This window comes from Collinsella sp. HCP3S3_E11, assembly GCF_052067375.1.
Taxonomy (GTDB): domain Bacteria; phylum Actinomycetota; class Coriobacteriia; order Coriobacteriales; family Coriobacteriaceae; genus Collinsella.
On record NZ_JBQHQI010000001.1, the window covers coordinates 391,282 to 405,277 of the forward strand.

The 13,996-nt window shown below is 61.0% G+C and carries 11 protein-coding genes and 1 riboswitch; of the genes, 1 reads left to right on the forward strand and 10 read right to left on the reverse strand.

All coding sequences use genetic code 11. The features are described from left to right. Positions 1–82 precede the first annotated feature (82 nt). From argC to ACTM86_RS01710, 9 genes are all read right to left on the reverse strand, one after another. Positions 83–1,153: an N-acetyl-gamma-glutamyl-phosphate reductase gene (gene argC, locus ACTM86_RS01670; protein ID WP_427727000.1), complete on the reverse strand. Its 1,071-nt coding sequence runs from the start codon at positions 1,151–1,153 to the stop codon at positions 83–85. Between the two features lie 261 nt (positions 1,154–1,414). Continuing rightward, entirely contained in the window at positions 1,415–1,825 is a 411-nt protein-coding gene (locus ACTM86_RS01675) for a pyridoxamine 5'-phosphate oxidase family protein (RefSeq protein WP_441015139.1), read from the reverse strand. A 54-nt stretch (positions 1,826–1,879) separates the two neighbouring features. Beyond that, positions 1,880–2,326, reverse strand: a complete 447-nt coding sequence (locus ACTM86_RS01680; RefSeq protein ID WP_154514803.1) for a pyridoxamine 5'-phosphate oxidase family protein — start codon at positions 2,324–2,326, stop codon at positions 1,880–1,882. Between the two features lie 30 nt (positions 2,327–2,356). Continuing rightward, on the reverse strand, positions 2,357–3,157 hold the full coding sequence (locus ACTM86_RS01685) for an energy-coupling factor transporter transmembrane component T family protein (protein WP_441015141.1): 801 nt from the start codon (positions 3,155–3,157) through the stop codon (positions 2,357–2,359). After that, the gene (locus ACTM86_RS01690) at positions 3,157–5,061 is read right to left on the reverse strand and encodes an energy-coupling factor transporter ATPase (protein WP_441015143.1); all 1,905 of its coding nucleotides are present in this window, start codon (positions 5,059–5,061) and stop codon (positions 3,157–3,159) included. The genes ACTM86_RS01685 and ACTM86_RS01690 overlap by 1 nt, the downstream gene beginning before the upstream one ends. Then, the gene (locus tag ACTM86_RS01695) at positions 5,058–5,648 is read right to left on the reverse strand and encodes an ECF transporter S component (protein WP_441015145.1); all 591 of its coding nucleotides are present in this window, start codon (positions 5,646–5,648) and stop codon (positions 5,058–5,060) included. The genes ACTM86_RS01690 and ACTM86_RS01695 overlap by 4 nt, the downstream gene beginning before the upstream one ends. 5 nt (positions 5,649–5,653) lie before the next feature. Then, a riboswitch (FMN riboswitch) is annotated at positions 5,654–5,846 on the reverse strand. Between the two features lie 370 nt (positions 5,847–6,216). Then, positions 6,217–7,854, reverse strand: coding sequence for a chaperonin GroEL (gene groL / locus ACTM86_RS01700; protein ID WP_154514811.1), 1,638 nt, complete (start codon positions 7,852–7,854; stop codon positions 6,217–6,219). Between the two features lie 96 nt (positions 7,855–7,950). After that, positions 7,951–8,244 (reverse strand): co-chaperone GroES, encoded by a 294-nt coding sequence (groES, locus tag ACTM86_RS01705; RefSeq protein ID WP_154514813.1) that lies wholly within the window; start codon positions 8,242–8,244, stop codon positions 7,951–7,953. Positions 8,245–9,165: 921 nt separating this feature from the next. After that, positions 9,166–10,809, reverse strand: coding sequence for an amidohydrolase (locus ACTM86_RS01710; protein ID WP_441015146.1), 1,644 nt, complete (start codon positions 10,807–10,809; stop codon positions 9,166–9,168). Between the two features lie 304 nt (positions 10,810–11,113). Between ACTM86_RS01710 and ACTM86_RS01715 the strand changes: the two genes are divergently transcribed. Next, a complete protein-coding gene (locus ACTM86_RS01715; protein ID WP_441015148.1) occupies positions 11,114–12,577 on the forward strand; it encodes a M20 family metallopeptidase in 1,464 nt (487 codons plus the stop codon). Positions 12,578–12,717: 140 nt separating this feature from the next. Here the strand turns inward: ACTM86_RS01715 and ACTM86_RS01720 are convergent, their stop codons facing one another. Then, the gene (locus tag ACTM86_RS01720; RefSeq protein ID WP_441015150.1) at positions 12,718–13,965 is read right to left on the reverse strand and encodes a DUF4013 domain-containing protein; all 1,248 of its coding nucleotides are present in this window, start codon (positions 13,963–13,965) and stop codon (positions 12,718–12,720) included. Positions 13,966–13,996 lie beyond the last annotated feature (31 nt).

The window sequence follows — 13,996 nt, forward strand, 5'->3', positions numbered from 1 at the left end:
ATGCCAGCCAGAATCATGAGACCAGCTTAAAAGTGGCGCCAAACTCGATACCCGACTACCAAATCGTTAATAATCGAATGTGCTACACCGGGCACGCCACTGTGGGCAAGCCTCGTCGCTCGTCAAAACCAAAGACGATGTTGGCGCACTGGACCGCCTGGCCCGCAGCGCCCTTGCACAAATTGTCGATGGCGCCCGTCGCCACCAGCACGCCCGCACGCTTGTTGAGTGCAAGGCCGATCTGGGCGGCATTGGTACCGACAACCGAAGCCGTCTTGGGTTGCTGGCCGGCATCGAGCACGCGCACAAAGGTACGACCGGCGTAGAACTTCTTGTAATGGTCGACGGCATCCTCAAGAGTCAGCGCTTCGAGAGCCTGCGTTGCGAGCGGCAGCGTCACCGTAGAGAGCAGGCCGCGCTTGAGCGGTGCCAGGTGCGGAGTAAAGACGACGCGATCGGTAAGGCCCAGAATTTGCTCGATTTCTGGCGTATGGCGATGTTTTCCTACGCCATAGGCCTCCAGATTCTCGTCCGCGCTGCAAAAATGGGTGCGGGTGTTGCACGACTTACCGGCACCCGTCACGCCACTGATGGCGTCGACGACTACGGGGCCGCTCTGGGCCACCCAGCCCGCACGCACGGCAGGCGCGGCAGCAAGACTCGTTGCGGTGGGATAGCAACCGGCGCAGGCGACCAGCACGGGTCTGCCAGCGGCATGGCTGGAAGCAGCGGTCTCTAAGTCCTGGCAGAACAACTCGGGCAGACCGAAGGCACGTGTCTTGAGCAACTCGGGGCTCGTGTGCTCGGCGGCATACCATGTCTCAAAGACGGACGCGTCGCTCAGACGGTAATCGGCCGAAAGATCAAAGCAAGAGACACCCGACGCAAGCAGAGCAGGCACCTGTGCCATGGCAGCCGTGTGCGGCACGGCGAGAAAAACCGCATCGCAGCTCTTGAGTTCAGGGGCGTCATGCGTGGTGAAAACCAGATCGCTCACGCCAGCAAAGCTCGGATACACCGCGGACAGCAGCTGGCCGGCATCGGCGTTGGACGTAATGGCAACAAGTTCAAACTCGGGATGGCCGAGCACGAGGCGAATAAGCTCGGCGCCGGCATATCCAGCCGCGCCGACGATTCCAACCTTTAAAGACATATCGGACTCCTTGTCTGCGGTCTTATGCGTCATTGTGCATTCCGCAGCCGTCGTTATGAGGTAGGTTGAAACTTTAGCACCCGAGAATGCATATTTACGCAAATAATTTGTGTCTTAATGCATTGAAACATACCCGACACATTCGCTTGAAAGAATTGACAAAAAAAGCGAGCTCTGCATTAGCCGCAGCGCATCATGCTGCTGGCCAATGCAGAGCCCACCTTATACGGAATACCAAACTTAAGGGTCGCCCAGAGCAGCCTAGAGCTCGACCGGAACCCATTCGTCGTGATTGCAGATAAAAGCCTCGGGGTCCTCGACGCTAAAGAAGACGAGCGTGGGATCGTTAGGCCCCTCATAGTGCTCGCTCAAGCGCTCAAGATGTTTCCACCCGGACTCGCGCATTTCATCCGAAGCCCGGTCGTCCAGACCCGCACGTCCGCGCAGGATCAACCAACCATGGCCCGGCCACCAACTCGTGGCCTCAAAGCGCTGGTTTTGCAGCAGCTCTTGCCACACATCTTTGGTGCGCGCCGTTACAAACCACAGCTTGCCGTCCTGAATCTGCGCAAACGAGAACGGACGCACATGCGGCTGCCCGTCCACGCTCGTCGCTAGGTACCACGCCGGCACCGACGTCAGATACTCCAGCACCGTATTCAATCCGTCCACGTTTCCTCCTGTCATCTGACCAGTCTTTTTGGAATGGGCAGCTAATTTGGGAAATTAAAGCTCGAGGAGCTCTTCGCTGCCGTCGATATCGCAGAACCGCGCGGCGATGTTGCGGACCGAGAAGAACGCAAGGCGGCCATCGTTGGCACTATCGTGTTGCTCGCCAATGCCCACCATGTGCTTAAAGCCCGTCTGGCGCACCTTGTCACTCACGAATGCATCGTCCTCGAGTGCGGCCTCGCCAGTTAACACGATCCAGCACTCCCCCGGCTTCCAGCCCGATACCTCAAACTTGGGATTCTTGCTCAACTCCGCCCACACGTCCTTGTCGCGCGACGTGCAAAACCACAGCTTGTCGTTATCGACCATGGCAAACGAAAACGGCCTCACGCGGGGCTGATGCCCGTCGTTTGCATCGGTCGTGGCAAGATACCACGCCGGAATGCGCCTGAGATACGAGCAGACGCGCTCGAGCTGAGCCGTGCGATCGATGTCGGTCATAGAGACCCCTTTCTTGCGCTCGAATCGAGCTTAGACGAGTTGAAGATTGATAACGACAACGCATGCCACCAGCAGCGCCATCGCCACCGCGGCCAGTGCATCCCCGCGGCCAAACGTAAGCGCATGCAGACGCGTGCGTCCCCGCTCGCCGTGATAGCAGCGCGCATCCATGGCGGCCGAAAGCGTCTCGGCATGACGGAACACGCCAGTAAACAGCGGAATCGCCACACTGCCGAGCATGCGCACGCCACCGAGCGGACCGCCCGTCACGCGCGCGCCACGGCTTGCCTGTGCATCGGCCGTCTGTTTCATCTCGGTGGCAAATTGTGGCATAAACCGCAGTGCGATACCCATAATCATGCTGAGCTCGTGCGCCGGAAGCCCCACGCGCGCGAATGGTGCGAGCAGGCGCTCAAAACCCGCGGTGAGGTCGAGCGTCGGCGTGGTGAGCGTAATGGCGCTCATGCCGGCCATCATCATCGTCAGGCGACACGCCATAAACGTCGCAGAACGCAGCGAGCCCTCGCTCACCTGCAAAAAGCCAAACTGCCACAAAATGCGGCCACTCTGATCGGAAAACAGGTTGAGCACCGCGACCACCACGACAATCGCCAGCAGTGGTGCCATCGACGATAGGACCCGACGCAACGGAACCCGGGCCGCGACATAGACCAGCACGACAAAAATTGCGACCGGAAGCAGCCCGCGGAAGCTGCCGACGGTGAGCGCAGTGATCAGAAATGCGAAACCTAGGAGCAACTTAGTGCGCGGATCCAGGCGATGCAGCGCACTTTCCCCCGGATAGTAGCTGCCAAATGAGAATGCCTCCATTAGCAGCCCTCCTCTTGCGTGGCCATCTTGGAACCAGCCTGACGCGACGCCCTCAAAGGTCCGTCCGCGCAGCCTAGCAGCATGCCGGCCAACTCGTCGGCCAGCGCCTCAACCGTATAAAGCTTGTCGCAGCGGAGCGGCACACCGGCTTGCACGAGCGACAATGCCATGCGCTGCGCAGCGGGAACGCCCAAACCGATCGATTTGAGCTCGTTCGCGTGCGCAAAAACCTGTGCGGGCGTTCCCTCGGCAAACACCGCGCCCTCGTTCATCACAACGATACGGTCACAACAATTTGCCAGGTCATCCATGCTGTGCGAAACCATGACAACGGTCAGGCCCTCACGATGGAGCCGATCGATGAGCGCCAGGAAATCCCTGCGCGCAGCCGGATCGAGCCCCGCCATGGGCTCGTCGAGCACCAGGACCTCGGGCTCCATGGCGAGCACGCCGGCAAACGCCACGCGGCGCTGCTGACCGCCCGAAAGCTCAAAGGGGCTCTTGTCGCCTATCGCGGCAAGGTCGAGGCCCACGCGCGCAAGCGATGTTGCGACACGACGAACAACCTCGTCTTGCGGCAGGCCAAGGTTGCGCGGGCCAAACGCCACGTCCTGCGCCACGGTCTCGGCAAATAGCTGGCGCTCGGGATACTGAAACACCACGCCGACCTTGGCCTTAACCGCGACGGCGCCTTTCTTGCTTGATAGGTCGAGCCCCAGTGCGCAAACGCTCCCCTCCTGTGGACGAATCAGCCCGTTGAGATGCTGAACCAGCGTTGATTTACCCGAGCCGGTATGACCCGCCAGGCCCAGAAACTCGCCGCGACGCACCGTCAGCGAAACATCACGTAGCGCCCAGGGGCTGTTTGGATCGTTGCCCCAAAGAGCCTGTTTGCCCGATGCGCCCACAGTGGTCGAGCGCTTGCGCCATCGGCGGCGCTCGCGGGCGCTCAGCGTGTAACTATGCGAGAGGTGCGAAATCTCGATGACGGGTTCCGACGCGACCATCCCGTCGGCTGCAGAGGATACATGGTCAAGCACACGAGAATCGGATGCGGAGGGCCGCCCAGCGACGTCCGCCCCGCTCCGCTCAGCATAAACCTGTGCAATCTCGGCGACCATATCCACCTCACGCACCTGCGCGCAAACGGGTACGCCCTTCGCGCGGAGTGCCCTACCTAGACAGCACGACGCCGGCATATCCAGGTTGAGCTGGGCAAGTTCGTCCGCCCGCGTCAAGATTTCCTCGGGCGCACCGAGCATGGCAACGCGCCCCGCCCGAAACACCGCGACACGATCGGCCTCGGCGGCCTCTTCCATAAAGTGCGTAATCATCACGATGGTCATGCCGCGATCGTGCAACGCGCGGCAAACCTTCATGAGGCCCTTACGTCCACGCGGATCGAGCATCGAGGAAGCCTCGTCCAATATGAGCACGCGCGGTTCCATGGCGAGCACGCCGGCAAGCGCCACGCGCTGCTTTTGGCCGCCCGAAAGTGCATGGGTCTCGTGGCGCTCAAAGCCCACCAGGCCCACACCCTTCAGCGCCTCGCGTACGCGCTGCGCAATTTGCGCCGATGGCACGCCAAGGTTTTCGGGACCAAACGCAACGTCATCTTCGACAAGCGTTGCCACCAGCTGATCATCGGGATTCTGGAACACCATGCCCGCGGTCGAACGAATGTCGTAGACCAGCTCGGGATCGGACGCATCCATGCCGTTGATACGCACCGCGCCTGCATCGGGCTGCAGCAGCACATTCAGATGCTTGGCAAACGTCGACTTGCCCGACCCATTGCCGCCGAGGATGCAGAAAAACTCGCCATCCTCGATGTTCAGATCGATACCGTCGAGCGCCGGCGTGACACCGTCATAGCTAAAGGAAACGCCTCGACAATCAATCATGCGCGGCCTTTGACCTGGTTCTTTTTAGGCGTGATGAGGTTGGAGACCGCCTTGTACACTGCAAGCGTGAGCACCGAGTTGAGCACGGTCTTGATAAGGTTGAACGGCAGCACGGCAGGAACCATGAGCGGGGCGATCGCATCGACCGAGCCATACCAGAACCATACGCCAATGGTAAGGTTTGCGACCATAGACAGTGCCGTAGCGGCAATGACGCCGAACACCAGGCCAATCACGGCACCCTTATAGGTATGCATCTTCTGGTAGACGATAGCCGCGGGCAGAATGTAGCCCAGCGTGGCAACCAGGTTCATAAGTGCACCGACCCAGTCACCCGTGGTGAGCGCGTGAATAACGATAGCCATAGCGGCAACAGCAATACCGGTGCCGGGACCATACGCAAAACCGCACACCATCGCTGGCACCAGCGACGGATCGTAGGTCAAAAACGGCGCCGAAGGAAGGATGGGCAGCTGCACGTACATAAACAGGGCGCCCAAGGCACACATCAGCGCCATGGTAACGAGCTGTTTGGTGCTCCACCTATTCGTGTTCTCAAAATGGATATGCTGCGACTGTTCAGACATAAGATCACCTGCCTCTTTCATCCGGACTCTAACCGTTGGTACTGGGATCTCACCAGTTCAGCCGGCATGCGAACCAACGCACGCACGGGTCGCGGACTCATCGGCTCGGACGCAGGTACCGCGCCTGCGCCACGGCGCCCCTCTGGCACCGTCCGATTTACCGCCAGTGGGGAATTTCACCCCGCCCTGAAACAGCAATTCCAAGTCTAGCACGGGCAGGCTTTCGCGCAAGTACGCCAAAGGTAATTTATGGTGGGGATCAGTTGCCGCAACAACCACGTTCCCCACCCTCCCCAAAGTAACGCGCTTTTCGCGGCAAAGCCGCGAAACAGCGAAAGGGACACGTACCCCCATCAACCATGTCCTTCTCCGCGAGCCGACCTCAAGGCCGTAAACGTAGGGGATCCGGGGGCGTGACGGGGCTTCTCTCCGGAACATTCCGCAGGACGCAAAGAGGCTCCGCAGCGCGAAGCGCGATGCGGAGCCTCTTTGCATGTCCGAGGACGTTCCGGAGAGAAGCCCCGTCACGCCCCCGGATTCCCGGTGGGAGTTCTAGACCTTGTCGGCCTTAGTACATACCGCCGCCCTGCTGACCAGCGGTAGCAGCAGCGATAGCATCCTCAAGCTGAGTGTTCTTGGGCACATCGGAAACCGTGGCCTCGGTGATGAGGATCAGGCTGGCGACAGAAGCAGCGTTCTGCAGGGTGACGCGGCTGACCTTGACGGGGTCGAGGACGCCCATCTCGATCATGTCGCCCCACTCGCCGCTGGCAGAGTTGAGACCCTGGCCAGCGGGCAGCTCGGCGACCTTGTCGACCACGACAGCGCCCTCAAAGCCAGCGTTCTTGGCAATGGTTGCGACCGGAGCGGTCAGAGCCTTCTTGACGATGTCGACGCCGATCTTCTCCTCGGGGTCGTCGATCTCGACTGCATCGAGCGCAGGAACAGCGTCCATGAAGGCGACGCCGCCGCCAGCGACAATGCCCTCCTCGACAGCAGCGCGGGTTGCCTGCAGGGCGTCCTCGACGCGGTGCTTAATCTCCTTGAGCTCGGACTCGGTGGCAGCGCCGACCTTGATGACGGCAACGCCACCGGAGAGCTTGGCCAGGCGCTCCTGGAGCTTCTCGCGGTCGAAGTCAGAGGTGGTGTTCTCCATCTCGCCCTTGATCTGAGCAATACGGGCGTCGATGGCCTCCTTGGAGCCAGCGCCGCCGACGATGACGGTGTTGTCCTTGGAGATGGTGACGGACTTAGCGGTACCGAGCATATCGGCGGTGATATCAGCGACCTTCACGCCCAGCTCGTCCAGAGCAGCCTGACCACCGGTGAGGACGGCGATGTCCTCGAGAATGCGCTTGCGGCGATCGCCGTAGCCCGGAGCCTTGACGGCGCAGACGTTGAGGGCGCCGCGGATCTTGTTGAGGACGAGGGTGGGCAGAGCCTCGCCGTCGATGTCCTCAGCGATGATGAGCAGGCCACGGCCAGCGCGCTGGACAGCCTCGAGAACAGGCATGATGTCCTGGACGCTGGAGATCTTCTGGTCGGTGATGAGGATGTACGGATCCTTCATCACGGCCTCCATGCGGTCGTTGTCCGTGACGAAGTAAGCGGAGACGTAGCCCTTATCGAACTGCATGCCCTCAACGGTGTCGATGGTGATGTCGAACGTCTGGGAATCCTCGACGGTGATGACGCCGTCCTTGCCCACGACTTCCATGGCCTCGGCGATCTTCTCGCCGACCTCGGGGTCACCGGCGGAGATGGTACCGACGGAAGCAATCTGCTCCTTGGTCTCGACCGGCTTGGCCTGCTTCTTCATCTCGGCGACGGCGGCGTTGACGGCCTTGTCGATGCCGCGACGGATGGCCAGCGGGTTGGCGCCAGCGGCGACGTTGCGCAGGCCGTCGTTAACGATGGCCTGAGCGAGCAGGGTTGCGGTGGTGGTGCCGTCACCCACGGTGTCGTTGGTCTTGGTGGCGACCTCCTTCACCAGCTGGGCACCCATGTTCTCGATGTTGTCCTCGAGCTCGATCTCCTTGGCGACGGAAACGCCGTCGTTGGTGATGGTCGGGGCACCGAACGTGCGCTGCAGGGCGACATAGCGGCCCTTGGGGCCCATGGTGACGGTAACGGCATCGGCCAGAGTGTTGACGCCCTTGGCGAGCTTAGCGCGGGCATCGGTATTGAACGTAATGTTCTTTGCCATGGTAGGTAATCCTCCAAAAGAAATGTGACTCACGTCGCCGCTTCCGAGTCCTATGCGGCGACCGCGTTCAAAGACGAATCAGAGAGCCTGATGAGACTAGGCCTCGACGACGGCGTAAATGTCGTCGGCGCGCATCAGCAGATACTTCTCGCCGTCGACCTTGACCTCGTTGCCACCGAACTTGCCGTAGATGACAACGTCGCCTTCCTTGACGTCCATGGGGATGCGCTCACCCTTGTCGTTGACCTTGCCAGCGCCAACGGCAATGACGGTGCCGCGCTGCGGCTTCTCCTGAGCGTTGCTGGCGATATACAGACCAGAAGCGGTCTTCTGCTCGGCCTCGTCGGGCTTGACCAGAACACGATCTGCAAGCGGCTTCAAAGACGACATGCTTGTCTCCTCCTTTTTGGGCCGCGTGGTTATGCCACGCGAATTAACCCTATTTGTTTGCGTACGCGTTGAATGGTACCCACGAATGGCGGGTTATACAACACAGAGTCAAAAAATCTTATTTTTTGGCACTTAGATTTTCTGAATGCCGGGGGGATAACTTGTGCGCAGCTCCCGTGTGGCTCCGGAGGGGCGGGGCATAAGGTTTCCTGCTCGGGCAGTCCTGCTCGCACGAAGGCCACATTACGTGGCCTTCGGCTCGTGCGGAACTCACGACAAACCTTATGCCCCGCCCCTCCGGAGCCACACGGGAGCCAAGTTAACTAGTTCGGGCGCGGCATTCAGAAACGTCAGTGCAGCAAAATGGCGATGCGGATGGGAACATGGGCATGGCTTTCGCTGCACGCACGGGTCCCCTGGGGAGCACCGTGCATTTTTGGGAGTATTCAGCAGACCAGGATGGCTGTATACGCGCCAGACACATCTTACTGGTCCCAAGGACGCCTCCGACCGGCGATTTGGGTCGGCAGGCAGACCCCATCAGGGCATAAAGGCATGCCTCGTGCCTGCCCGGACGCCAAAATGACGTCAATCCCCATGACATTACCCGACCGCAACGGCGCCGGCAGAGCTCGCAGTGCTGAATACTCCGTTTTTTGCACGGCCCAGGCGGGGGTACATCAGGGCCAGAAAGAACATCCCAACCTTTTTATGCAATCTGTAATGGGAAGTATGCAAAACACCATGAGGCAGCATTGCAAATGTCCAATTTGAACGCGCGGGGCAGCAGCGCCTCCACCCCACGCACAAATCCGGCAGAGCAGGGACGCTCATAACGAGTCCCCACCGATATGCAGACGTGGCTCGAGCGCCATCCCAAAATAAGTCGCCCGGGCCGCGTTTAACGACACGGCATGAGCATCAGCGCTCGTAGATTACGTTACCTGCCAGGTAGGTGGCCTGAACGTTGGTGGCTTGCAGCTCTTGGGGGTCAACGGTGAGCGGGTTTTGGTCCAGGACTACCAGGTCAGCATACTTGCCGGGCTCCAAGCTGCCGAGGTTTTGCTCGTCGCCTGCTGCATAGGCGCTGCCCAAAGTGTAGTTGCGCAAAGCCGTTGCCGCGTCGATGCGCTCGCTCGGCAACCAGCCGCCCTCGGGCCAGTGGCTTTTGGGGTCCTGGCGCGTGATAGCCGTGTAGAGCACGTCCATGCTGGTAACGGGCGTGATGGGGCTGTCGGTACCGAAGGCTTGGCGAATGCCGCGCTGCTTATAGGTTGCGAACGGCCACATGATGCGGCTGCGCTCCAAGCCCAAATCGCGCTCCGGTCCACCCGGGTCGAGCGTAATGTGGCAGGGCTGGCTCGAGGCGACGACGTTGAGCTTGCGCAGGCGGTCGATGTCCTCGGGCAGGAGGTTCTCCAGGTGCTCGAGCGTGTTGTGGCCGTGCTGGGGCAGGCCGTACAGACCGGCGGCTTCCTCGAAGATATCCAGCGCGGCATGAATCGCACCGTCGCCGATAACGTGGATGCGCACGGCGCGGCCGCGCTCCGCAGCCGCCAGAACCAGCTTGCGCATGCGCTCGGCGGAAACCGTCAGACGGCCTTGGTCGCCCGGGAAGCGCGGATTGGTATAGGGCTCGGTGAGATATGCCGTATGTTCGCTCGACACGCCGTCAAAGAACTGCTTAAAGCCCGGCGCCGAAAGCAGTGCGTTGTTCGCGTAACGTGCCTGCAGCTCTTCTAGACGCGACTGGTCATCCAGCAGCGTGGGGAACAGATGGGCACGAATGCCCAGCTTGCCGGCTGTCTGCAGTTTGTCGTAGACGTCGTCGCGGATAAAATCGCAGCCCGGCATGGGCATGAGCGACATGTCGCAGATCGAGGTGATGCCCTGCTCGGCCATGCGCCTCATTTGATCGGCGTAAGCGCTTGCGATGCGATCTTCGCCCAGCCACTCTAGGCAGCGCGGCAACAGCTGCATGGCGGCCGCCTCGTGAGCAATGCCCGTGAGCTCACCGTTTGCGTCCTTGTCGTAGCTGCCGCCCGCTGGCGGCTCGCTGTCGCGCGTGACGCCGAGCGCCTCGAGAGCGCGACTGTTGAGCCACAGCGTGTGGCCGTCGCCCGAGTACATAACGCAGGGACGATCGGGAAATACCGCATCGAGCGACGCCTTGGTAGGATGCTCGGGCGGGTCCCAACGGTAGTCGCGCCAGCCCTGCGTCACAACCCAAGCGTCGTCGGGCAGATCCTGGGAAAACTCGAGCACGTGCTGCACCAGCGCCACCTCGGACGTGCCCCCATCCATGAGCATATACGGCGAGGAACCGACCGAGGTATGAAAGAAGTGCAGATGAGCGTCATGGAAACCGGGGCAGACAAACTGCTCGCCGTAGTCGATAACCGGCGTGGCGGCAGGCGCGGCGGCGATCACGTCATCGGGCTTGCCGACTGCGACGATACGGTCGCCTGCGATGGCAATCGCCAGCTCACGGGCGGTATCGATGCCATCTTGCGAGGTAAAGACGTTCTTAGAGCGGATAATCCGATCGATATGTTGCATGGGCATCCCCATCTCTGGCAGGAAATTCAACACCCCCGAGTGTACTCCACCGCCACAGCTGCAAAACGTCAAGCGGTAAACGGCACCTTTCCCAACCCCAACGGCCCCGCCTGCCACTTGGGGACGGGGTAGAAATGGTAGATTTCAAGCTTGAAAGCCGCATCCAAGGCTGCGTGCACAAGCAATTTGGACCTGTCAAGGTTACGGAGGTATCCATTTCTACCATTTCTGCCCCGTCCCCAAGTGGCAGGTGGCATACTGGAAAGAGCCTGTACGATTTTGCGATAAACCAGCAAGGAGCAAATCGACCATGACGAAGACCAAGGCACAGCAGATTATGGCAGCGACCGAGGCCCGCGCGGCTGATGACGTCACCGCAGCCATCCAAGATATCGCCGCCGAGTTTGAGCCCTACATCATCAAGCAGCGCCGGCACTTCCATAAGCACCCGGAGCTGAGCCTCGCCGAAGAGCGCACGACTTCTGACATCGCCAACCAGCTCGACGCCATGAATATCCCCTACGAGCGCCCGCTTAAGACGGGCCTGGTGGCGACCCTTCGCGGCACCGCACCCGACGCCTACCGCGAGGACGGCACGCCGCGCCGCCGCATCCTGCTGCGCGCGGATATCGACGCCCTACCCGTCACCGAGCAGACCGGCGAGGAGTTCGCCAGCGTCAACGAGGGCTGCATGCACGCCTGCGGCCACGACTGCCACATTGCCATGATGCTCGGCACGCTGCAGATCCTGCGCCATATGACCGACGACATCCACGGCGAGGTCCGCATCGTCTTCCAACCCAGTGAGGAAAACGGCCAAGGCGCCAAACTCATGATCGGCACGGGCGTGCTCGACGGCGTCGACGGCGCCTACGCCGCACATATCTGGAGTGAGGTCGACGCCGGCACCGTAAGCTGCGAGCCCGGTCCGCGCATGGCCAATACCGACTGGTTCCGCATTGATGTCCGCGGCACCTCGTGCCACGGCGCCATGCCCCAGCGCGGCCACGACGCCGTCATGGTGGCGGCCGAGATCGTCAACGCCCTGCAGACCATCGTTTCGCGCGAGATCAGCCCCTACGAGCCGGCCGTCATTACCGTCGGCGAGCTGCACGGCGGCACCGCGCGCAACGTTATCGCCGGTACCGCCTACCTCGCCGGCACGGTGCGCACCTATGGCGATTCGACGCACGAGGAAATGCCCGAGCTCATGCGCCGCATCGTAGAGCACACTGCGGCGGCCCTGGGCGCCGAGGCTGAACTTACCGACTACACCATCGCCAACTACAAGGTCGAAAACGACGTCGCCTCGAGTGAGCGTTGTCGTCAGGCCGTGGTCAAGTGTCTGGGTGCAGCCGGCGAAGGCCATTATCGCGGCACGCTTTCGGGCGAGGATTTCTCGGAGTACCTGCGCCGTGTACCGGGTGTGCTTGCCTTTGTGGGCACGCGCAATCCCCAGATCGGCGCCACCTATGCCCAGCACTCCTGCTTCTATAAGATCGACGAGAGCGTGCTCGCCAAGGGCTCCATGGTAGCCGCTCAGTATGCTATCGACTTTTTGGCCGAGCCCACGCAAGAGGAGCTCGACGGCCCCACGATTGCCGCGGTTGCCGAGACCAATCCCGACTTGGCCGCCAAACTGCGCTCTGCCAAGGCAACAGCCGCCGAGGCCCGCGACGCCATGCACGACGCCCGTACCGCCCGCCATGCCGCCATCAAGGGCATTCACGATGCCCGTGCCGCCGCTCGCCACGAGGAGAAGCACAACGAGTAGTCGAATCGCGACCATCTCGCAGCCGTAGCTACATCGCGATGTCAAAGCGGGGGCGGACGTTTCGACACGTCCGCCCCCGCTCATTCGTCAAGCACTATTTCTACCATTTCCACCCCGTCCCCAAATGGCAGGTGACAGGGCTACTCGTCTTGCGGGTCCTCGTCGGAGCTTGGCGCGGGCTCCGTCGTGGGCTCGGACTCCGTCGTGGGCTCGGACTCCGGCGCAGATCCCGGGACAGACTCAGGCTCGGGCTCAGGCGCGACATCCGGAGCGCTGTAACCCGAGGGAGCGGACTTCTTCTCGAAGGGCAATACAAAAGTCAGGACGTCGTCCTTATCCTCGTCGGCCCACTCGCTTGCATAACGTGCGACCCAATAGCCAACGGCACGGTGCTTGAGCATCTTGCCAAAGACCGTTAGAAATACGGTGACGAAAGCGATCAGCACCAGGAACAGTACGAGTGAGATGCCACCGCCGGTAACAATTGCCTCAATACCCGTAGGACGATAGTAGTAGCTATACATACCGACAGAGGCAATAGCGCCAAAGACCGCCGTCAAGATCCATGTGACAACGTTGGCGACCAGGCCCGTCAAAAACTCGGGAAGGAATGAAGCGCAAAACAGCTTGGTCTTATTGTTCTTAAAGGCCGCCCAGACCTTGTCGAGCGAAAACGCGCTCTCGACGCGACCGGTCACCGCAAAGTGCATCACGGCGATATCGGCGAACATCTTAAAGAAGACTCCCAGGACCGCCGTGGCAATCATAGCCAGGACAAGCAGGCCAAGCGAGCCAAACAGCGCAGTCTCGAGCGCAGAAGAGCCGTAATACGAATACGAGCCCGCCGCGCCAATTACCACGCTCTCCACCAGCGAAAGCACTACACCAATAACGGGAATGGCAGCGATAATCTCGAGCACGACCGAAATAACGCTCGAAAAGACCCCGAGGCCAAACGATGTGGAACGCATCAACGGACGATCCATGCCGTCATCGATCTTAAGCGACAGGTCGCGACCCCACTCGATGCCAAAGCCCGAACCGCACACACTCGCCACGCAGGCGGCCAAAAAGCCGATGGCAGCTGCAATACCGCCGATAACGGGAATGAACAGCACGAGCACCGACACGACACAGATAAGCGCCGGCAAAAAAGCAATCTGGCACACGCGCTGCAGCACGCCCGGAGTCTTGGTCATGTCTTGGAACGCCTGAGCCACACAGCCCTTTGGCGCATTCGCCACGGGCGGTTGCGGAACAAACTGCTGGGGCTGAGACTGTCCCTGGGGAGCGGGGCCGGCGGCCTTGACCTCGGTATTAGGGGCACCGCACACGCCGCAGAACTTGTCGTTATCGCCCATGGGGGCGCCACACTGCGAACAGAACATCGAAATCATCCCTTCGTATCTAGAGCGAATC

What these genes read in the sequence shown, in the direction of transcription:
- argC (WP_427727000.1), bottom strand. Translation starts at nt 1,153, where the DNA reads ATGTCTTTAAAGGTTGGAATCGTCGGCGCGGCTGGATATGCCGGCGCC.
- ACTM86_RS01715 (WP_441015148.1), top strand. Translation starts at nt 11,114, where the DNA reads ATGACGAAGACCAAGGCACAGCAGATTATGGCAGCGACCGAGGCCCGC.
- ACTM86_RS01720 (WP_441015150.1), bottom strand. Translation starts at nt 13,965, where the DNA reads ATGTTCTGTTCGCAGTGTGGCGCCCCCATGGGCGATAACGACAAGTTC.
- ACTM86_RS01685 (WP_441015141.1), bottom strand. Translation starts at nt 3,157, where the DNA reads ATGGAGGCATTCTCATTTGGCAGCTACTATCCGGGGGAAAGTGCGCTG.
- groES (WP_154514813.1), bottom strand. Translation starts at nt 8,244, where the DNA reads ATGTCGTCTTTGAAGCCGCTTGCAGATCGTGTTCTGGTCAAGCCCGAC.
- groL (WP_154514811.1), bottom strand. Translation starts at nt 7,854, where the DNA reads ATGGCAAAGAACATTACGTTCAATACCGATGCCCGCGCTAAGCTCGCC.
- ACTM86_RS01690 (WP_441015143.1), bottom strand. Translation starts at nt 5,061, where the DNA reads ATGATTGATTGTCGAGGCGTTTCCTTTAGCTATGACGGTGTCACGCCG.
- ACTM86_RS01680 (WP_154514803.1), bottom strand. Translation starts at nt 2,326, where the DNA reads ATGACCGACATCGATCGCACGGCTCAGCTCGAGCGCGTCTGCTCGTAT.
- ACTM86_RS01695 (WP_441015145.1), bottom strand. Translation starts at nt 5,648, where the DNA reads ATGTCTGAACAGTCGCAGCATATCCATTTTGAGAACACGAATAGGTGG.
- ACTM86_RS01710 (WP_441015146.1), bottom strand. Translation starts at nt 10,809, where the DNA reads ATGCCCATGCAACATATCGATCGGATTATCCGCTCTAAGAACGTCTTT.